The 18,502-nt window shown below is 64.3% G+C and carries 20 protein-coding genes; 10 read left to right on the top strand and 10 right to left on the bottom strand.

Translation table 11 applies throughout. The features are described 5' to 3' along the window. Positions 1-190 precede the first annotated feature (190 nt). Positions 191-1,405: a hypothetical protein gene (locus tag BTJ49_RS09270; RefSeq protein WP_146742312.1), complete on the top strand. Its 1,215-nt coding sequence runs from the start codon at positions 191-193 to the stop codon at positions 1,403-1,405. Beyond that, positions 1,402-2,031, top strand: coding sequence for an ATP-binding cassette domain-containing protein (locus tag BTJ49_RS09265; protein ID WP_113065065.1), 630 nt, complete (start codon positions 1,402-1,404; stop codon positions 2,029-2,031). The genes BTJ49_RS09270 and BTJ49_RS09265 overlap by 4 nt, the downstream gene beginning before the upstream one ends. A gap of 59 nt (positions 2,032-2,090) precedes the next feature. Here BTJ49_RS09265 and BTJ49_RS09260 read toward each other — a convergent pair whose 3' ends face one another. The 5 genes from BTJ49_RS09260 to BTJ49_RS09240 all read right to left on the bottom strand — a co-directional run bounded on the left by BTJ49_RS09260 (position 2,091) and on the right by BTJ49_RS09240 (position 7,786). After that, the gene (locus tag BTJ49_RS09260) at positions 2,091-3,638 is read right to left on the bottom strand and encodes a DHA2 family efflux MFS transporter permease subunit (RefSeq protein WP_113065064.1); all 1,548 of its coding nucleotides are present in this window, start codon (positions 3,636-3,638) and stop codon (positions 2,091-2,093) included. A gap of 67 nt (positions 3,639-3,705) precedes the next feature. Further along, positions 3,706-4,896 (bottom strand): efflux RND transporter periplasmic adaptor subunit, encoded by a 1,191-nt coding sequence (locus BTJ49_RS09255; RefSeq protein WP_113065063.1) that lies wholly within the window; start codon positions 4,894-4,896, stop codon positions 3,706-3,708. Next, positions 4,893-6,371 (bottom strand): efflux transporter outer membrane subunit, encoded by a 1,479-nt coding sequence (locus BTJ49_RS09250; RefSeq protein ID WP_240601789.1) that lies wholly within the window; start codon positions 6,369-6,371, stop codon positions 4,893-4,895. Before BTJ49_RS09250 ends, BTJ49_RS09255 begins: the two co-directional genes overlap by 4 nt. A 5-nt stretch (positions 6,372-6,376) precedes the next feature. Further along, positions 6,377-6,898, bottom strand: coding sequence for a MarR family transcriptional regulator (locus tag BTJ49_RS09245; RefSeq protein ID WP_113065061.1), 522 nt, complete (start codon positions 6,896-6,898; stop codon positions 6,377-6,379). A gap of 90 nt (positions 6,899-6,988) precedes the next feature. Then, positions 6,989-7,786, bottom strand: coding sequence for a TatD family hydrolase (locus BTJ49_RS09240; RefSeq protein ID WP_240601788.1), 798 nt, complete (start codon positions 7,784-7,786; stop codon positions 6,989-6,991). A 188-nt stretch (positions 7,787-7,974) separates the two neighbouring features. On the opposite strand from BTJ49_RS09240, the gene BTJ49_RS09235 reads away from it, so the two are divergent. Both BTJ49_RS09235 and BTJ49_RS09230 read left to right on the top strand, forming a co-directional pair. Further along, a complete protein-coding gene (locus BTJ49_RS09235; protein ID WP_113065060.1) occupies positions 7,975-8,514 on the top strand; it encodes a glycine zipper 2TM domain-containing protein in 540 nt (179 codons plus the stop codon). Positions 8,515-8,591: 77 nt separating this feature from the next. Next, positions 8,592-9,101 (top strand): glycine zipper 2TM domain-containing protein, encoded by a 510-nt coding sequence (locus tag BTJ49_RS09230; RefSeq protein WP_240151515.1) that lies wholly within the window; start codon positions 8,592-8,594, stop codon positions 9,099-9,101. Between the two features lie 81 nt (positions 9,102-9,182). On the opposite strand, the gene BTJ49_RS09225 is transcribed toward BTJ49_RS09230, so the two are convergent. Beyond that, entirely contained in the window at positions 9,183-9,617 is a 435-nt protein-coding gene (locus BTJ49_RS09225) for a cell wall hydrolase (protein ID WP_113065059.1), read from the bottom strand. Positions 9,618-10,066: 449 nt separating this feature from the next. Next, positions 10,067-10,873 (bottom strand): folate-binding protein YgfZ, encoded by an 807-nt coding sequence (locus tag BTJ49_RS09220; RefSeq protein ID WP_113065058.1) that lies wholly within the window; start codon positions 10,871-10,873, stop codon positions 10,067-10,069. 111 nt (positions 10,874-10,984) lie between these two features. Between BTJ49_RS09220 and BTJ49_RS09215 the strand changes: the two genes are divergently transcribed. From BTJ49_RS09215 to BTJ49_RS09190, 6 genes are all read left to right on the top strand, one after another. Then, positions 10,985-11,149: a DUF1674 domain-containing protein gene (locus BTJ49_RS09215; protein ID WP_113065057.1), complete on the top strand. Its 165-nt coding sequence runs from the start codon at positions 10,985-10,987 to the stop codon at positions 11,147-11,149. A 67-nt stretch (positions 11,150-11,216) separates the two neighbouring features. Then, positions 11,217-11,609 carry a succinate dehydrogenase, cytochrome b556 subunit gene (gene sdhC, locus BTJ49_RS09210; protein WP_113065056.1) on the top strand — a complete coding sequence of 131 codons (393 nt, stop codon included), beginning with the start codon at positions 11,217-11,219 and terminating at the stop codon, positions 11,607-11,609. Beyond that, entirely contained in the window at positions 11,606-11,989 is a 384-nt protein-coding gene (gene sdhD / locus BTJ49_RS09205) for a succinate dehydrogenase, hydrophobic membrane anchor protein (protein ID WP_113065055.1), read from the top strand. The genes sdhC and sdhD overlap by 4 nt, the downstream gene beginning before the upstream one ends. A gap of 10 nt (positions 11,990-11,999) precedes the next feature. Next, on the top strand, positions 12,000-13,787 hold the full coding sequence (gene sdhA, locus BTJ49_RS09200; RefSeq protein WP_113065054.1) for a succinate dehydrogenase flavoprotein subunit: 1,788 nt from the start codon (positions 12,000-12,002) through the stop codon (positions 13,785-13,787). Between the two features lie 21 nt (positions 13,788-13,808). Continuing rightward, on the top strand, positions 13,809-14,594 hold the full coding sequence (locus BTJ49_RS09195) for a succinate dehydrogenase iron-sulfur subunit (protein WP_113065053.1): 786 nt from the start codon (positions 13,809-13,811) through the stop codon (positions 14,592-14,594). Between the two features lie 298 nt (positions 14,595-14,892). Next, entirely contained in the window at positions 14,893-15,228 is a 336-nt protein-coding gene (locus BTJ49_RS09190; RefSeq protein ID WP_113065052.1) for a hypothetical protein, read from the top strand. Between the two features lie 68 nt (positions 15,229-15,296). Here the strand turns inward: BTJ49_RS09190 and BTJ49_RS09185 are convergent, their stop codons facing one another. From BTJ49_RS09185 to BTJ49_RS09175, 3 genes are read right to left on the bottom strand one after another with little or no spacing between them, the layout of a single operon-like run. Then, positions 15,297-16,079: a class I SAM-dependent methyltransferase gene (locus BTJ49_RS09185; RefSeq protein ID WP_113065121.1), complete on the bottom strand. Its 783-nt coding sequence runs from the start codon at positions 16,077-16,079 to the stop codon at positions 15,297-15,299. A gap of 58 nt (positions 16,080-16,137) precedes the next feature. Beyond that, on the bottom strand, positions 16,138-17,523 hold the full coding sequence (locus tag BTJ49_RS15960; protein WP_240601787.1) for an AGE family epimerase/isomerase: 1,386 nt from the start codon (positions 17,521-17,523) through the stop codon (positions 16,138-16,140). Then, positions 17,520-18,500: a carbohydrate kinase gene (locus BTJ49_RS09175; protein ID WP_113065051.1), complete on the bottom strand. Its 981-nt coding sequence runs from the start codon at positions 18,498-18,500 to the stop codon at positions 17,520-17,522. The genes BTJ49_RS15960 and BTJ49_RS09175 overlap by 4 nt, the downstream gene beginning before the upstream one ends. Positions 18,501-18,502: the final 2 nt, after the last annotated feature.

Here is an 18,502-nt window from a genome sequence, read left to right as displayed (position 1 = left end):
TGTCGCGGGCGACGCTTGGGTGTAGGAACCACAAACGTACCGCCTCGCGCAGGGGGCGGCGACATGAGTCTTCAGGGAGCATTTTCACGGTGGTCGTGGACCAGAAATGGTGTGATGGCGCGGCGGGAGTGAACCTGCGCATGTTTTTCCGGTCCTCACTTGAGAGGACATTACATCTCCGGAGTCATGGGTGAGTCTGAGTTATGCGCGTCTGCGCCAGTTGCATTTCCGCAGATCGCTTGCCGAGCGCTTCCGTGGCATGGCAAAGACCGCCGTCGTGGGCATGGGGTTTTTCGGCAGTGCGGGCGTGTTTGCCATCGTTAGCTTGATGGTCGTTCTGGCCGATGGCCTGATGGCGCTGATGCACACACATGTGGGATTGAGCGAGCGGCTGGGCATTCTGCTTGGCTGGCAGTGCGTGACACTGGAGTTATTGTGGCTGCTGCACGGGGCAATCTTCATGCGTGATGCGGAGCCGTTCCTTGCGACGTTGCCCATTCCCGATGCTGCCGTCTGGCGCGCCGATTTGCGCATCGTCATGCAATGTTATTCGGTGCTTTGGCTGCCGTTGATATGGCTGCTCTACATGCTATGGAGTCAGGGCCCGTCCCTGCAGGCGGTGTCGGCGAGCGTGTCGTACTTGGTGATGGTCGGCGCAGGCATGGTGTTAAACGTGTTGTTGTTGCGCAACGCCTATCGTCGCGCTGCCGTGATGGTTTTACCCATGCTCGTGTTGATGGTGTTCCGGCCGCAAAGTGTGCTCGGTGCTGTCGCCATGCTTGTTACAGCGGCTGTCGCCATGACGTTCGCTGTTCGCCCACGGCGGGCACGGTTTCAGGCGCTTCGATCAAAGGGCCGATCACGTGCGATCTTCGAGCGTATCGCACTGGCGAGCGCGTTGGTCGTGCCTGCGTCCTGGCATGCCTTACGCGAGTCGCTAGTGGTTCGAGGAGGCTATCTGCTTGGTGCGTGGGCGCTGGCGATGACCCTGCTCGCAGGCCATGCGCCGAGCGTCGGTCTCGCCACGGCACTTCTGATCGGCTTGATGGCGATCGCGTCGGCTGCGTTGTATCGATTGCCGGTGCTTGTGCGCGGCATGATGCTGGAGCGGCTGGACTTCCTGGCAGGCCACTGCGCATTCCGAAGGCGCGTTACTTGGTTTGCCGTACTGCCGCCGGTGGTGCTTTTCTCGCTCTGCATGAGCGCGTACTGGCAGACTGCGGTCCGCGCGTTGCCTCCTGGAACATCTCATGCGGTTCTGCCTAGTTATCCGCTGCTCGGCTATGCGGGACTGTTTGCACTGGGCGCATTCAGCGCGAATTGGACGCGCGACACGATGCGGTGGCTGATGCCGACAGCGCATGTCGTACTCACACTGATTTTTCTGACGGTGGCGCTTTCATGAATTCCATCGAATCGCTTGGCTTGCATGAACTGACGTTGCCGTTCGGGCAGGTGAGGGCGCTTACACGCACGTTCGGCTTAGGACTGCATCTGGTCGTGGGTCCCAACGGAATTGGCAAGACGTCGCTGTTGCGAGCCATTGCCGGAGCGTTGTCGCCAATGACCGGGGTGATTCGCCTGGGCGATGTACCCATGAAGCGGCATTCAGATCGCGTATTGCTGGCTCCGGGCGCGCCTCCTGCCATTCCCTGGCTGCGTGCGGGCATGCTGATCGACTTCGTGACTTCGCTGTATCCGTCGAGTCGCCGTTCACTCGAATATCGGACTCACGTGCTGGAGCAACTGCACCTGAGTCACGCTGTCGATGCACCGCTCGGGACGCTTTCGGCTGGGATGTCCAAGAAAATTCTGCTGGCGGCGACCCTGATCGCGGCACCGTTGGTCATGCTGTTCGACGAACCGATCAACGAGATCGACGCCGCGTCACGCGATGTGCTGCTGACTCTGCTGGCAGATTATCAACGCGACCGGATCATGCTGGTCTCGACGCATCATGTGGATCCTTTTCGGGAGGTGGCCGCCAGTATGCTGACATTAGGTGAAACTGGCGTACCTTCGGTGTCCTAGGTTCGCAGGTTGGGCTGACAAAGAAAGCCCATCAGGTTCTAGGTCGCGCAAGCCATCACTCAATGCATCGTCTCCGGCCCACCACTGGCGAACGGCGGCTTGGCGAACCACAGCACCGGGATCAGGCACAGGAACAGCACGGCACAGCCCCAGAACACGTCGTTGACCGACAGCGTCAGCGCCTCGCGGGTGATGACGCGCTCGACCACGGCCCAGGCGCGTTCGCCGGTGATGCCGCCGGCGTGCAGGGTCTGCAGGTAGCTTCCCACGGCCGGGTTGGCGTGGTTGACGTGTTCGGTGAGCATGGCCTGATGATAGTCGGCGCGGTGCTGCCACAGGGTCACGGTGACGGCCGTGGACACGCTCGAAGCCATGGTGCGGAAGAAGTTGGCCAGGCCCGAGGCGGTGGCGACTTCGTGATCCTTCAGGCCCGACAGGATGATCTGGTTCAACGGAATGAAGAAGCAGGGGATCGCCAGGCCCATGACGAAGCGCGGCATGATGAGGCTGCCGAACGAGGCGTCGTTGTTGAAGGTGGAGAACCAGTACGAGGTGATCGCGAACACGGTGAACGAGAAGGTCACCACTGCGCGCAGTTCCAGCTTGTCGATATTGCGACCGATGACCGGTGACAGCAGGAAGGCGAGGATGCCGACCGGCGCTGTCGCCAGACCGGCCCAGGTGGCGGTGTAGTTCAGGTTGATCTGCAGCCACAGCGGGAACACCACGTTGATGCCGAAGAAGGCCATCATGCCCAGCGCCAGGGCGATCACGCCGACGGTGAAATTGCGCTTGCGGAACAGCGAGAGGTCGACGACGGGATGCTTGGCCATCAGTTCCCAGGCGACCAGGAAGGTCAGGCAGACCAGCGCAATGATGCCCAGGGTGGTGATCAGCGGCGAGGAGAACCAGTCCTTGTCGTTGCCGTTGTCGAGCATGAACTGCAGGCAGCCCACGCCGACCACCAGCAGGCCCAGGCCGACGATGTCGATGGGCACCTTGATGGTCTTGGTCTCGCGCTTGCGCATGATGCCCCACACCACCGCGCCGGCCAGCAGACCCACCGGCACATTGATGAAGAAGATCCACGGCCACGACAGGTTGTCGGTGATGTAGCCGCCGAGGATGGGACCGAAGATCGGTGCGATGACCACGGTCATGGCCCACATCGCCAGCGCCATGCCCTTGCGTTCGACCGGGTAGGCGGCCAGCAGCAGGGCCAGCGACAGCGCCACCATCGGGCCGGAACCGGCGCCCTGCAGCAGGCGGAAGATCACCAGCATCGGCATGCTGGTCGCCATGCCGCAGAGCATGGAGAACGTCACGAACAGCACCAGCGAGATGACGAAGGTGCGCACCTCGCCGAAGCGCTTGGCGATCCACCCGGTCAGCGGCTGCATGATGGCGCTAGCCAGCGCGTAGGAGCTGATCGCCCAGGTGCCTTCCTGCGGACTCACCGCCAGCGCGCCGGCGATGTGCGGCACCGCCACGTTGACGATGGTCAGATCGAGGATCTCCATGAAGGTGGCGAAGGAGATCGCGATCGTGAGCAGCACCAGCGGGGTGCCATGCAACGGTTTGTACGGCGCCGGAGCGTTGGAGGACATCGCGTTCGGGTTTTCCGTGGGCAGGCGCGGCCGCAGCCGCGCCGTGAGTCAGCAGGAGAGGGGACGGTTACTTGCGGCCGAGGTTGGCCTGGATGATGGCGTCGGCCTCGCGCTTGGCCTCGGCCAGATCGCGGTCGTAGACGCCCGTCTTCGAGACCGCCTGCGTCACCGGCTTCTGCGCCAGCACACGGCCGTCGCGGTTGTGCGTGTCGACGTTGACATCGGCGGACAGGCCGATGCGCAGCGGATGCTTGCGTAGGTCCTTCGGGTCGATCGAGATGCGCACCGGCACGCGCTGCACCACCTTGATCCAGTTGCCCGAAGCGTTCTGTGGCGGCAGCAGGGCGAACGCGCTGCCCGTGCCGGCGCCAAGGCCGACCACCTTGCCGTGGAAGACCAGGCCGTCGTAGATGTCCGGCTCGATCTTCACCGGCTGGCCGATGCGGATGTGGGCCAGTTGCACTTCCTTGAAATTGGCCTCGACCCACAGGTTGTTCAGCGGAATCACCTGCATCAGCGGCGCGCCCGGTTGCACCTGCTGGCCGACTTGCACGCTGCGCTGGGCGACGTAGCCGTCGACCGGCGCAACGATGGCGGTGCGGTGCGCGGCGAGCCACGCGGAACGGAAGGCGGCGCGTGCCTGCATCACTGCCGGGTTGTGCTCGATGTCGGTGCCGTCGATGGCGGCGTGCGCGGCGGTGGCGTTGCGCTGGGCGACTTCGAGCGCGCTCTGCGCGGTGCGCACGCGGTCCCGCAGATGGGACATTTCCTCCGGCGACACGGCCTGTTGCTTCAGCAGCGGCTCGCGGCGCCTGAGGTCGGCGCGGGCCAGACTCAGTTCGACCTTGCGCGCATCGACGGCGGCGTCGGCTTTCGCGGCGTTGGCGAAGGCCTGACGTACCCTGCGCACGGTCTCCGCCAGCGCGCTGCGGGCCTTGGCCAGGTTCACGTCGGTATCGGTACGGTCGAGCTTGACCAGCGTCTGGCCGGCGTGGACCAGATCGGTGTCGTCGGCCATCACCGCGACCACGGTGCCGGGAATCTGCGAACTGACGGTGACCTGGTTGCCCTTGACGTAGGCATCGTCGGTCACTTCGCGCTGCGAGAGCACGAACAGCCACAGCAGGAACCAGGCCAGCCCGGCCAGCACGAACACGCCGGCGATGGTCAGCAGGATGCGTTTGCGCTTGCCGTTGCCGCTGGCGTTCTCGCCGCCGTGGTTCTTGGCGTCGGAGGTCTTTTCGTCTTGGGCGCTCATAGGGTCGTTTTCCGCGCGGAAGAGGTTGCAGGAGCCGGGGTAGCCGTGTTGTCGGTCGCCTCCGGTGCGTGTTCAAGGTGGTAACCGCCGCCCAGCGCCTGGATCAGGCCGACGTCGGCGTCGAGGATCTGTGCCGTCAGCTGCAGGTGCGCGTCACGCTGCTGCAGCACCTGGGTGCGAGCCCGCAGCACGGGCTGGATATCGGTCAGGCCCTGATGCTGGCGCGCTTCGGCGTTGTGCTGCAGCGCGCTCACGGCCTGCAGCTGCGCCTGTTGTTCATGACGCTGGGCGCGCAGGCGCTGCAGGTCGAGCACCTGGGTGGAGACTTCGCGCGCGGCGTTGACCACGGCGTCGTTGTACTGTGCGACCGCGCTCTGCAGTTGCGCCTTGGATACGCCGAAGCCGGCGCGGAGCAGTCCGCCTTCGAAGATCGGCAGGTGCAGGGCCGGCGTCAGCGCGAACACACGGCTTTCCGGATGCAGCAGTTTGCCCAGGTCGATGCTGGAGAAGCCGGCCATCGCGTTGAGGCTGAAGTCGGGGAAGAACTTGGCACGCGCGGCATCGGTCTGGCGCAGCGCGGATTCGACCTGCCAGCGGCGCGCGGCGATGTCGGGGCGGCGCGCGATCAGGTCCAGGCCGGCGTGGGCCGGCAGCGCGGCGTTGGCCTTCGGCAGAGGGCGCATCTTCAGGTCGGGCAGGTCTCTCGGTGCGATGCCGATCAGCGCGGCCAGGATGGCGCGGCGGATCTTGGCGCTTCCGCGCAGCGCCGCGACCTGCTGCCGCGCGGCCGCGGCGCCGGCGCGCGCCTGCTGCAGCCGGTCATTCGGTTCCAGACCGGCGTTCACGCGCACATCGAACACGTGGACGAGCCTTTCCTGGTCGCGAACCAGTTGCTCGGCCAGCTGCAAGCGATGCCGGTCGGCCTGCCAGCCGAAGTAGGTGCGGGTAATGCCGACCTGCAGGGCCAGGGCAGCGGCGCTGCGCTCGGCGGCGGCAGCGTGCACCTGTCCGATGGCGGCCTCGACTTCGGCGCGGTGACCGCCCCACAGGTCGAAGTCGTAGCTGCCCTGCACGCCGATGTCGCCCTGGTTGTACCAGGTGAAACCGAGGAATTGCGACGGGATCAGGCCGTTTTCGCTGAGTCGCTGGCGGGCGACCTGCACGTTGCCGTTGATGCGCAGGCCGACCTGCGACGCGGTCAGCTTGGCCGACGCGCGGGCGGCGTTCACCCGGCTGCGCGCGGCGGCCAGGCTGGTGGCGTCGTGCAGGGCGCGGTCGATCAATCGATCCAGCTGCGGGTCGTGGTAGCGCTTCCACCAGGCGGCGGCGGGCCAGGAGCCCTGGCTGGAAGAGGGCAGGCCGGCCAGCGGCGCCTGTGAGCGCAGGTCGACGTGCCGGATCTTGTCGGGCACGCCGGCGCATGCGCCCAGCAGCAGGGTCGCGACGGCGACGGCGAATACGCGAGAGGGAGTCATCGGGTTCATTCCTGGACGGGATCCATGGCGTCGAGGTTGCGGAGCAGCTTTTCCAGCAGACCGGCCAGCTGGCGGTACTCGCTCCGGGAGAAGTGGTGGAACAGGGCCTGCACGTTGGGCCGGACTTCCGGCAGCAGCGTGCGGACCAGTCGCGACCCTTCCGGCGTCACTTCGAGAATGATGCGACGGCGATCGGCATCGCTGGGGCGGCGGGTCACCAGGCCGCGTTCGAGCAGGGTGTCGATGATCCGTGTCATGTTGGTCGGCTTCTGCGACGCCCATTGGCACAGATCGGATGGATGCGCCTGCTGCTCGGCGCTGCTGTACAGCATCATCAGCGTGCGGAATTCGCTGTTGCCGAGCTTGTACGGCTTCAGCCAGCGCTCTTCGGACTGGTCGAGGCCGGCGTTGACGATATGCAGCAGACGCAGCAGCACGATGTCGTCCACGGGCATGTCAGGCACGCGTTCGGCGACGCGCGCCACGGCTGCCTTCATGGATTCGGTGGAGTCGAGGAGTCGGCCCATGCCCGCAATGAATAGTTCATTAGTGAACTATAAGCCTAACAACTGAACTGGTGGGTATACAAGACCGTGCGCGGGGAACGTGCGGACGAATCAGGTTCGGGGCAGGCCAAACAGGCGGCGGGCGTTGGTGTGCGTGGCGGCGGCGATGGTTGCACGGGCGGTGTCGCGCAGACGCGCGACGACGTCGAGCACTTCGGTCAGATAGGCCGGCTCGTTGCGCTCGTGCCGATGGGCGGCGCCGGGCTGATCGGGCGCGTCGGTCTCCAGCAGCAGCTGCTCCAGCGGCATGGACGCGGCCAGGCGATGCAGCTTGTGCGCGCGTTCGTGCGTGACCGGACCGCCCAAGCCGATGTGGATGCCCAGGTCCCAGAGCTGCCGAGCCTGTTCGACGCTGCCGCCGTAGCTGTGCACGACGCCGCGCACGGGGCCTTCGTGGCGCAGCGTCAGGATGACTTCCTCGACAGCCTTGCGTGCGTGAAGGATGAGCGGCCGGTCGAGTTCGCGCGCCAGGCCGATCTGGTGACGGAAGAAGCGCCGCTGGCGCTCGTGTTCGATGCCGACCTGGAAGTCCAGTCCGCATTCTCCGACAGCGACGGCATCGTCGCCTCGGTCGCGTAGCCAGTTTTCCAGTGCGTCGAGGTCCGCATCATCGTGTGCGTCCATGAACATCGGGTGCAGACCGTAGGCGGGGTGCAGACGAATGGCGTTCCCAGGACGCGCGCATACCGCTTGCAGCGTAGGCCAGCGCCCAGCGGTGACGGCAGCGACCAAGGCCTCCGTGACGCCAGCCTCTGCGGCGCGCCGCAGTACAGCATCGCGGTCGGCGTCGAAGGCCGCATCGTCCAGATGCGTGTGGCTGTCGAAAAGGGTGATTGCGATCCCGTTCATATTTGCTCGTCGCCACGTGAAAGCAGGCATCATGGAGGATAGTGCTCTGGAGTGATCTGCGGGTACGGTGATGCATGCTGCACCGGATTTAACGCAGACCTTATGAGTTGTTCAGTTCCGCAGTGCTTGAATGCGGAAACATAACAAACGGACATCCATACGACGTGGGTGGAAACAGGAGGCTAGAGATGAACAAGTTCGTTACCAAGGCGCTCGTCGCCAGCATCGCCGTCGCGACCGCAGGTGGTCTGACGGCGTGCAACCGCAACGCCAGCGCGGAAGGTCCGCAGTACGCGAAGGTAGTTAGCGCGACGCCGATCAAGAAGACCACGAATCATCCGCGTCAGGTTTGCCACAACGAGACCGTGACGCACCACAAGCCGGTCAAGGATTCGCATCAGATCGCGGGTACGGCCATCGGCGCCGTGGCGGGCGGTCTGCTCGGCAACCAGGTCGGCGGCGGCAAGGGCAAGAAGTTGGCGACGGTCGCCGGTGCCGTGGCAGGTGGCTACGCTGGCAAGAAGATCCAGGAGAAGCATCAGGAGGACGCCACGTACACGACCCAGGAACAGAAGTGCCAGACGGTCAACGACCGCAAGACCACGGTGGTCGGCTACAACGTGAAGTACCAGCTGAAGGACGGCACCGTGCACACTACTCGCATGGACCACAATCCGGGTGACACGGTCGAGATCAAGCAGGCCACGACGGTCGTTTCGTCCAACTGATCGCAGGATCGCGGACGAATCCGTAGCTTCGGGTTCGTCCGCTCGCCACCAAGGTCATCCCCAACCAAGGAGGTTCCATGTCCATCAAGATGAGCTCTATTCGACGCATCGTGCCGGTTGCGCTGGCGACCGCCATGCTGGCATTGGCCGGTTGCGCAACGGGGCCGTACAACTCCGGCGGAAATGGTCCCGGATACGGCACTACATACGGCGGAGGCGGGCGTACGGCTAGTCGCAGCTGTCCAAGCAATCAATGCGGCGTTGTCGAGAGCGTGAGCCAGGTCTACGTGTCCGACAGCAACAGGTCCCACGTGCTGGGTACCATCATCGGCGCCGTGGCGGGTGCTGCATTGGGCAATCAGGTCGGCAAGGGTGATGGCCGCAAGGCCGCGACCGTGGCCGGTGCGGTGGCCGGTGGTGCAGTCGGCAACGAAGTGGCCAAGCGCAACAGTGGCGATGTGCCGGCATACCGTGTCGTGGTGCGTCTGGACGACGGTCGCCGCGCGACCGTGACCCAGCGCGAGGATCCGCGCGTGCGCAACGGCGACTACGTGCAGATCAGCAACGGTCGCGTGTACATGCGCTGATCGTTTCGCGGCATGTTGCAATAAAAAAAGCCCTCCCGGCAACGGGAGGGCTTTTTCTTTCCCCATGAAGGGTGGTTGCGGTCAGTTGGCTGCGTAGAAGGCGTGCTCGCCAATGGTGCGAAGTGGCGCCCGCGTGGCCCACTTCGGCGAGATGCTGGTGGTGGCGAAATGATCGGCACCGGGAACCACCATGACGCGTTCGGTCTTGGGCAGTTTCCAGATCGCCATGCTTTCGCCGGCAATCTTCCAGGCCTTGGTGAAGGCCTTCAGGTTGGTGACCTGAAAGCTAGTCGGGGTGGTGGACAGGGCGAATTGGCGCGGCGCGCGCACGACATCGCACACGGTCTTGCCGTAGTAGCCGCGTTCGCGGCGGCGCAGGGCCACCTCGGCGACGGCGAATTGTCCGATCGTCGATTCGCTGCGGGCTTCCAGGTACACGGTCGTGGCCAAACAGGTCTGGTCCGCGAGCGGTTGGGGAAGCATGGAGGTCATCCACAGCAACCAGGCGAGTTTCATCGTTGCATTCTCCTCAGAGGTGCGGCACGCCATGAGGGCCGTGTTCGCGCATGAGCGGCAGCCGTTTCGTACGGCCTGCCGGTCGTTACCGATTTCATGCCGTGCAAACGCGCATGGCACAAAACGAACGCCGCGTTCCAGCGCAGCGCCGATCCGAATTCGTACGTTGTGGGAATCATTTCGCCGATGCGCGGCATATGGCGGAAGCGAATGGGTGGCTCCGCGCATCGGTACCCGCTTCGATGCGAGCACTACATTCCGGGGCTATGTGCCACCGGGTCGCGCCAATCCGGAATCATCCGGTTCGTCGCGCTCACTTCGACTCCTCGTTTACCGTCACCGGAGGAACATCGAATAACGCAAATTTAGCTTCTGTTTCGCACCGAGTCAAACACGAAGGCGGTTTTATTCATGTCGAGTTAACGGCAGCGCGTGTAGGCGCGTGCCGATCAGGGGGCGAATACACGCACGATATAGGGGGGCTGCGTTGCGGCTTCAAGGCCACGCGGCAGCACCGACTGCGCGCGTTCGTGGGCGACCACGAGCGCTTCGTTGCCGATGCAGTCGAGAACCTCCAGCGAGACGGGTTCTCCGTGGTCGATCTGCACTTCGAGCGTGCTGCCGGGTTGTGTGTTTTCGGCCAGCCGGACATGCATCAGTGCATGCTTGTGACCGCCGCGGTAATGCAGTCGCGCCGCGATCTCCTGACCGGGGAAACAGCCCTTGTCGAGCTGCATGGCGCGCAAACGGCGCAGCCCCAGCGCCGGGGGAAGAAAGGTGTCCGCAAACGCATCCGGAAGCCAGGGTTCGCCGCGTTCGATGGCGCGTCGTCGCCATGCCGTGTCGTGGCGCTCCTCGGGTGACAGGCGCAGGCCGTGATCGCCCATGCCCAGACGCAGATCTTCGTTGTCCTGCTGCACGATGCCTTCGGCTAGCGCGCCGTCGTCGTGAACGGCCAGGGGCGGCAGCGCCTGCAGCGTGACCTTGTCGCGGAACACGAAGCGGTGCAGTCGTTCGACCATGATCTCGGCGTCGCCGCCGCGCAGGGCCAGCAGCAGATGATGCTCGTCCGGACGAAGCAGGTGGAACAGGCGATGCACGCGGCCGCGTGCATCGAGCCAGGCGCTCCATTGCCAGGCGCCGATTTCCAGCGACAGCACATGGCTGGTGAACTGCGCGTGGGCGAAGCGCAACGCGTCCGGTCCTTCGATGCGAAGCATGGATGCGCGAAGCGCGGCGGGTTCCTGAAGCGTCATGAAAACGTCGTTTCCGTGTGTTGGGGCGTGCGGTGCGCACGATCTTGGAGTGGGTTCAGCTTGTGCTGGTTCAACCCAGGTATTAGGATTTTAAAGATCATTTCCAAGCCCATGACCGACACGACTCCCACGCCACCCGATTCCCCCGACTCCACGCCGAAGCCGTCTGGAGCGGCGAAGGTCGGTCCGGAACCGGTACGCCAGAACGAGAAGCCACGCCTCGACCCCGTTCGCTACGGCGATTGGGAGAAGAACGGCCGTTGCATCGATTTCTGACCGACTCCGCGTGAGTCTCGTGTCGTTTCCGGGCACGCAAGCGATTCCCTATACAAGGATAGCCACGATGGCACAGAGCGGGCGACCACTTTCACCGCACCTCGGCATCTACCGCTGGCAGGTGCAGATGGTGACTTCAATCCTGCATCGCGCGACCGGCATCGCCTTGGCCGCCGGCACCCTGATGGTGCTGTGGGGCCTGACGGCCCTGGCCTCGGGGCCGGATGCCTGGAGCTGCTTCACCGGCTTCGCCGGCAGCATCTTCGGGCTGATCCTGCTGCTCGGGTGGACCTGGGCGTTGATGTTCCACCTGTGCAACGGCATCCGGCATCTGCTGCAGGACACCGGCATGGGTTACGAGATTCCGCAGTTCGTGCGTTCGAGCTGGCTGGCGGTCATCGTCAGTCTGCTGCTGACCGTCGCGATCTGGGCATACCTGATGGCCGGAGGTGTTCTGTGAGCGATCTGCGCAACCCCCTGCAACGTGCGCGCGGCCTGGGTTCGGCCAAGTCCGGCGCCAATCATTGGTGGATGCAGCGCATGACGGCCGTCGCGCTGGTCGTGCTCGGCATCTGGTTCGTCATCACGCTGCTGTCGCTGATGCATGCCGATTTCGCCACCGCGCACGCTACGCTGGCCAAGCCGTGGAATGCGGTGCTGATGATCGCGTTCACCACCAGCATGTTCTGGCACGCGCAGCTCGGTCTGCAGGTGGTGATCGAGGATTACGTGCACACGCGCTGGCTCGAAGTCAGCCTGATGGTGCTGGTCAAGCTTCTCGCCGTCTTGTTCGCGCTGGCCTGCGCGCTGGCGGTCCTGCGTGTCGCCCTGGGCGCCTGAAGGAAGGTTCATGGAAAGCTACAAGGTTCAGCAACACAAGTTCGACGTGATCGTGGTCGGTGCCGGCGGCGCCGGTCTGCGCGCCACCTTCGGCCTGGCCGAGAAGGGTCTGAAGGCTGCGTGCATCACCAAGGTCTTCCCGACGCGTTCGCACACCGTGGCTGCGCAGGGCGGTATTGCCGCCGCGCTTGCCAACATGGGCGAGGACGACTGGCGCTTCCACTTCTACGACACCATCAAGGGCGGCGACTGGCTCGGCGACCAGGATGCGATCGAGTACATGTGCAAGAACGCGCCAGCGTCGGTCATCGAGCTGGAGCACTACGGTGTACCGTTCTCGCGTACCGAGGAAGGCAAGATCTACCAGCGTCCGTTCGGCGGCATGACCACGCATTACGGCAAGGGCACCGCGCAGCGCACCTGTGCTGCTGCGGACCGTACCGGTCACGCCATTCTGCACACGCTGTATCAGCAGGCGCTGGCGCATGACGCCACGTTCTTCATCGAATACTTCGCCACCGACCTCATCTTCGACGACGAGGGCGTGTGCCGCGGCGTGCTGGCGCTGGATCTCAACGAGGGCACGCTGCACGTGTTCCGCGGCCAGGCGGTTGTGCTGGCGACCGGCGGTTACGGCCGTGCGTACTTCTCGTGCACCTCGGCACATACCTGCACCGGCGACGGTGGCGGCATGGTGCTTCGTGCGGGGCTGGCGTTGCAGGATCTGGAGTTCGTGCAGTTCCATCCGACCGGCATCTACGGCGCCGGCTGTCTCATCACCGAGGGCGTGCGTGGCGAGGGCGGTTACCTCACCAACGCGAAGGGCGAGCGTTTCATGGAACGCTACGCGCCCAGCGCCAAGGACCTGGCTTCGCGCGATGTGGTCTCGCGCGCCGAGACCATCGAGATCCGTGAGGGCCGTGGTGTCGGTGAGCACGGCGATCACACGCATCTGAACCTGATGCATCTGGGTCCCGAGGTCATTCACGAGCGTCTGCCGGGCATCGCCGAGACCGCGCGCATCTTCGCCGGTGTCGACGTGACCAAGGAGCCGATCCCGGTGCTGCCGACCGTGCACTACAACATGGGCGGCATTCCGACCAACTACCACGGCGAAGTGGTGCAGCTGAAGAACGGTGATCCCGACGCGGTTGTGCCGGGTTTGTTCGCCATCGGCGAAGCAGCTTGCGTGTCCGTGCACGGTGCCAACCGCCTGGGTTCGAACTCGCTGCTCGATCTGGTGGTGTTCGGTCGTGCGGTCGCCCATCGCTGCGCCGAGATCATCAAGCCGGACAGCCCACACAAGGACCTTCCGGCGAGCGCGCTGGACAAGGCTCTGGCGCGCTTCGACAAGCTGCGTCATGCAGATGGCGATACGCCGACGGCGGACATCCGCCTGAAGATGCAGAAGACCATGCAGAGCGATGCCGCGGTCTATCGTACCCAGGAAACCCTGGCCGAAGGCTGCGAGAAGATTTCCGAGGTCCACGCTTCGTTCGAGAACGTGCGCGTCAGCGACCGTTCCATGGTGTGGAATTCGGATCTGGTCGAGACGCTGGAGCTGTCCAATCTGCTCGATCAGGCCGTGGCCACCATGCACTCGGCCGAGCAGCGCAAGGAATCGCGCGGCGCGCATGCCCGCGAGGATTTCCCCGATCGCGACGATGCCGAATGGATGAAGCACACCCTGGTGTGGATCGACGAGAAGGGCAAGAGCCGCTTCGATTTCCGCCCCGTGCATTCGAACACGCTCACCGACGAAGTCGAGACCGTGCCGCCGAAAAAGCGCGTCTACTGAGTCCAGGACTGGAGAAGCCACGTGGCAGAGTTCACGCTACCGAAGAATTCCAAGATTCAACCCGGCAAGCATCATGCGGCCGAGGGCGCCAAGAAACCGCGCACCTTCAAGATCTACCGCTGGAGTCCGGATGATGGCCAGAATCCGCGCATGGACACGTTCGAGATCGATCTGTCCAGCTGCGGCCCGATGGTTCTGGACGCATTGCTGAAGATCAAGAACGAAGTCGATTCGACGCTGACGCTGCGCCGTTCCTGTCGCGAGGGCATCTGCGGCAGTTGCGCGATGAACATCGACGGCACCAACACACTGGCCTGCACCAAGTCCATTGACGACTGCAAGGGCGGCGAGATCAGCATTTACCCGCTGCCGCACATGCCGGTGGTCAAGGATCTGGTGCCCGACCTGACGCACTTCTATGCGCAGTTCGCCTCGATCAAACCGTGGCTGCGCACGCAGAGTCCGGCACCGTCGGACGCCGAGCGCCTGCAGTCGCCGGAAGACCGCAAGAAGCTGGACGGCCTGTACGAGTGCATTCTCTGCGCCTGTTGCTCGACCAGCTGCCCCAGCTACTGGTGGAACGGCGACAAGTATCTCGGCCCGGCCATTCTTCTGCAGGCCTATCGCTGGATCGCCGATTCGCGCGACGAGGATACGGGTGAGCGTCTGGACGATCTGGAAGATCCGTTCAAACTGTACCGTTGCCACACCATCATGAACTGTGCGCGGACCTGCCCCAAGGGGCTGAATCCAGCCAAGGCCATCGCCGAGATCAAGAAGCTGATCGTCGAGCGTCGCTCCGCCTGACGCTGCGAGCCACGGTTGATGCATGCGACGTCCGTCGGCTTGGCCGGCGGGCGTCTTTTTTTGTGTCGGTACATGGTCTGTTCGTGACACGGATGCATTCCGATTCGCGTGGCGGGTGCAGCGACCATGGGAAGTTCCTCCTCATGGAGGAAGTGGCATGAACGGAAAGAAGGAGGCTCTGACGAGGCTGGTCGCGTTTGTGTTTGGTGCGAGTGTCGCCATGCGGCGGATCGCATACGCTGATCGCACGTGAAAGCATCGGCGGCATGTCGCAACTGCAGAGGCATCGTATGCAGTCATGCCATTACTGCAGGTGGAGCGTTTCGGTATCGTGCTCGACGCGCTCTCTTTGTTGGCACGCCGCAAGCGTGCCGACGGCGCGTCAAAGTCCTATCGGGCGGAGGCGGCACATGCGGATGTCGAGCCACACACGCCCGAACTCACGCTGCATTTCCGTTTCGTGCCCGACGCTGGCGGCGTGATGCACATCCGCGGGACCGGTTCGATGACGTGTCAGGTGCCGGATGGCTTCGTACAGCGTTCGCTTGTACCGGTCGATGATGTGCAGGCGATGCTGACTCGTTCCCGCAAAGCTTGGAGCGCGCGGCACCCGAAGGCGGGGGCAGGCACCTGATCGCGAGGATTCGCCGACATGAAAAAGGCCCGCCGATGCGCGGGCCTTTTCGTGTCGCTCAGATTGCGTCAGGGTTTGCGGAATTTGTACACGAACTGATCGGTATGCCCGCGGATGGACGGGTCGAAGACCTTGATGTCGTGCGGGTCCTTGGGATTGCGCAGCACGTCGCTGGCGCCGACAAAGACGAAGCCGGCGGCCGTGACCTGGGCCTTCACGGTGGCCGAGTCGATACGGTGCAGCGTATCGGTGTCGGATAGTCCCGATCCCTTCGGTGCCACATGATCGTTGACCAGGAAGATGCCGCCGGGCTTCAGCGCCTTGAGCACCTCGGTCGCCAGCGCTTTCGGCGGCAGGCTACCGAACGAGGCGTTGTTGTAGTCGTGCATGTTCTCGGCGGTGAACACCAGGTCGGCCGGTTTCGGAATCTTTAGGTCGGCGGCTGGCTGTACCAGCGCCGTGACGTTGCTGTAGTGCGGGTCGGCAGCGAGTACTTTCACCTTGTCGGCGGCCTTGGGGAACACTTTGAGAAATTCGACGGGCGTCACGGCGTAGACGTGTCCCTTCGGGCCGACGATCCGGCTCAGGATGCGCGTCCAGTATCCGCTGGCAGGAACCAGTTCGATCACGGTGTCGCCGGGTTTGACGCCGGCGAGCGCCAGGATGGGGCCGGGGCGACGTCTGGCGTCGTTGGCCCGGTCGTGCGCGCGCGCTGGATCGGTCAACGCCTTGGTGATGTAGGCCGGCACGTCGATGCCGGCGGGCTGACCGCGGTCGGCATGGGCGGTTCCGGCGAGGATCAGGCCAAGCGCGAGGCCGGCCACCAGATTACGGGCGAGGGATCGATTCATGGGCATCATGCGCCCAGTATGGACCCGCGCAGCCGGACACGGCCACAGGGCTTTCGACCTACGCGAGCCGTTGTGCGCCGGAGCGACCGATCACGTTGAGGACCTCGTAGCAGGCACCCATGGTGTGGTAGTCGGTCTTGCCGGCCGGACTCTTCTTGTTGTCGTATTTCTGGTTCATGCGGTCCAGGATCCGGTACCAGCCGCCGTGCTGGTGGTCGACCATGTGCTGCCAGGCATAGGTCCAGATCCGCTCGTACCAGAGCCAGTAGGCGTCCATGTCGGTGCGGTGTGCGAGCAGCGCGGCGGTGGTCAGCGTCTCGGCCTGGACCCAGAAGTACTTGTCGTCGTCGCAGATGTTGCCGTCCGGATCGAAGCCATAGCACAGCCCGCCGTACTGCTTGTCCCAGGCCAGGGCGACGGCGGTGTCGAACAGTCGGCGCGCGGTGGGAAGCAGCCAGTCGAGTTCGGGACAGGACGGTTGAGGCGAGGCTTCGCGGTCGGCCACCGGGTCCAGCACCGGGCTGCGCGCTGCGCCGAAGGCGATCGGTGGCGGGCTGGCGCGCGATACCCGGGTTTCGTTCCAGCCGGGGACGGTGACCGGCTGGCCGCGCTCGGAAGCCGGGCGGCGGCAGTGACGGTCCAGGATCAGCAGGAGCTTGGCCCACTCGGTCTGGTGACCGGGTTGGAATCCCCACGGACGAAACAGATGCTTCGGGTTGTCGCGGTTGTAATCCCAGTCGACGTTCCAGTTTTCGTCGTAGTGTTCCCAGATCAGGCCGTTGGTCTGGTCGGCCTGTCGCCGTGTCATGTTGTCGGCCAGAAGCAGTGCGCGATCGAGATAGGCGTCGTTGCCGGTGGCTTCATAGGCGCACAGCAGCGCCTCGCACATGTGCATGTTCGCGTTCTGGCCGCGGTAGGCGGAGAAATGCCAGTCGGCGTCAGCCTCGTCGCGATAGAGGCCGGCATCGGCGTCCCAGAATCGTTCTTCCAGCAGTTGCCAGGTTTCGTCCATCCATTCGGCGGCCTGTTCGGATCCGGCCTTGTGCGCCGTGGCATAGGCCAGCATCACGAAGGCGACGCCGTAGCAGTGGTTGGTGCGGTCCTCGGCAAGACCGTCGTACAGCGTCCATACGTAACCGCCGGTCGTGCTGTCGCGGTGCATCTCGCGCAGGTAGTTCAAGCCGTGACGCGCGGCCTCGGCATAGCGCGTGCTGCCGAAATGGCGCGCGGCCATGGCGAAGTTGAAGACGAAGCGCGTGCTGCTGACCAGGTGCCGATGGCGGGTATCGTAGATGGAGCCGTCGTCGTGGAAATACTGGAAGTAGCCGCCCACGGGATCGATGCATCGCGGATAGTAGAAATCCATGATGTCGGCGATGTGTTGGCGCAGGAATTCGCGTGAGCGAAAATCCGGCACAGGCGTCGCGGGCAACTTGGGCGTCATGGCCTCTCGTCCATGTAGGTCTCGACTTCCTTTGCCGTGGGCATCGCTGCGAAAGACCCTCGACGAGTGACGGTGATGGCGCCACACGCGGCGGCGAAGCGAAGTGTCGCATGAAGACGCGGAAGTTCCATGATGAATGCGTCGAAATTCCGCGCGTCGATGTCCTGTTCGACCAGTCGATGCAGCAAGCCGGCGACGAACGCATCGCCGGCAGCGGTGCTGTCGACCACGGCGCTGTCGTAGACCGGCATTTCGCCGTCCGCATCACGCACGAACCAGCGCAACGGCGCACTGCCTCCGGTCACCACCAGCAGGCGCGTGCGTCCGCGCCACAGGCGTTCGAGGAAGGCGTCCTCGCCATCGACGGCGAGATAGTCGAGTTCATCGTCGCTGAGCTTGACCAGATCGGCGAGCTCCAGGCCGCTCCACATGACCGAGCGCGGGTCGTCATGGTGGCTCCAGCGTGCGGGGCGCAGGTTCAGGTCGAAGCTGACCAGCGCCTCGGCCGCCTGCGCGCGACGCATGCCTTCGCGGGTGGCTTCGGCCAGTTCAGGTTCGCTCATGCTCAGCGAGCATGCATGCAGCAGGGCGATGCCGTCGAAGGCATCGTCGCGGAAATGTTCGCTGCGGAACAGCATGTCGGCCGAGGGCGGGCGATAGAACGAGAAGCTGCGCTCGCCGTCGGCATCGAGTTGCACGAAGGCCAGTGCTGTCGGTGCATCGGCGGTGCGCACGACATGATGCGTGTCGACGCCGGCTCGTTGCAGGCGATCGATGAGGAAGTCGCCGAAGCGGTCCTGGCCGAGCATGCCGACGAAGTGTGCTTCACCGCCCAATCGCGCCACGCCGACGGCGACATTGGCCTGACCGCCACCGGCGAACGGCACAAAGGCGCGTGCGAATCCATGATCGTCCGTGCCTTCCGGGTGGAAGTCGATCAACGCTTCGCCAAAGCAGAGTATCGGGCGCATGGTCATCC

This window comes from Oleiagrimonas sp. MCCC 1A03011 (assembly GCF_003267965.1).
Lineage (GTDB): Bacteria > Pseudomonadota > Gammaproteobacteria > Xanthomonadales > Rhodanobacteraceae > Oleiagrimonas > Oleiagrimonas citrea.
Note: the sequence above shows the minus strand (reverse complement) of the source record. Positions and strands in the feature narration are given on the sequence as shown.

Coding starts and splice junctions, on each gene's coding strand:
- BTJ49_RS09190 (WP_113065052.1), top strand. CDS start 14,893: ATGCCATTACTGCAGGTGGAGCGTTTCGGTATCGTGCTCGACGCGCTC.
- BTJ49_RS09230 (WP_240151515.1), top strand. CDS start 8,592: ATGTCCATCAAGATGAGCTCTATTCGACGCATCGTGCCGGTTGCGCTG.
- sdhC (WP_113065056.1), top strand. CDS start 11,217: ATGGCACAGAGCGGGCGACCACTTTCACCGCACCTCGGCATCTACCGC.
- BTJ49_RS09220 (WP_113065058.1), bottom strand. CDS start 10,873: ATGACGCTTCAGGAACCCGCCGCGCTTCGCGCATCCATGCTTCGCATC.
- BTJ49_RS09215 (WP_113065057.1), top strand. CDS start 10,985: ATGACCGACACGACTCCCACGCCACCCGATTCCCCCGACTCCACGCCG.
- BTJ49_RS09265 (WP_113065065.1), top strand. CDS start 1,402: ATGAATTCCATCGAATCGCTTGGCTTGCATGAACTGACGTTGCCGTTC.
- BTJ49_RS15960 (WP_240601787.1), bottom strand. CDS start 17,523: ATGACGCCCAAGTTGCCCGCGACGCCTGTGCCGGATTTTCGCTCACGC.
- BTJ49_RS09225 (WP_113065059.1), bottom strand. CDS start 9,617: ATGAAACTCGCCTGGTTGCTGTGGATGACCTCCATGCTTCCCCAACCG.
- BTJ49_RS09185 (WP_113065121.1), bottom strand. CDS start 16,079: ATGAATCGATCCCTCGCCCGTAATCTGGTGGCCGGCCTCGCGCTTGGC.
- BTJ49_RS09255 (WP_113065063.1), bottom strand. CDS start 4,896: ATGAGCGCCCAAGACGAAAAGACCTCCGACGCCAAGAACCACGGCGGC.
- BTJ49_RS09260 (WP_113065064.1), bottom strand. CDS start 3,638: ATGTCCTCCAACGCTCCGGCGCCGTACAAACCGTTGCATGGCACCCCG.
- BTJ49_RS09175 (WP_113065051.1), bottom strand. CDS start 18,500: ATGACCATGCGCCCGATACTCTGCTTTGGCGAAGCGTTGATCGACTTC.
- BTJ49_RS09240 (WP_240601788.1), bottom strand. CDS start 7,786: ATGAACGGGATCGCAATCACCCTTTTCGACAGCCACACGCATCTGGAC.
- sdhA (WP_113065054.1), top strand. CDS start 12,000: ATGGAAAGCTACAAGGTTCAGCAACACAAGTTCGACGTGATCGTGGTC.
- BTJ49_RS09235 (WP_113065060.1), top strand. CDS start 7,975: ATGAACAAGTTCGTTACCAAGGCGCTCGTCGCCAGCATCGCCGTCGCG.
- BTJ49_RS09245 (WP_113065061.1), bottom strand. CDS start 6,898: ATGGGCCGACTCCTCGACTCCACCGAATCCATGAAGGCAGCCGTGGCG.
- BTJ49_RS09250 (WP_240601789.1), bottom strand. CDS start 6,371: ATGACTCCCTCTCGCGTATTCGCCGTCGCCGTCGCGACCCTGCTGCTG.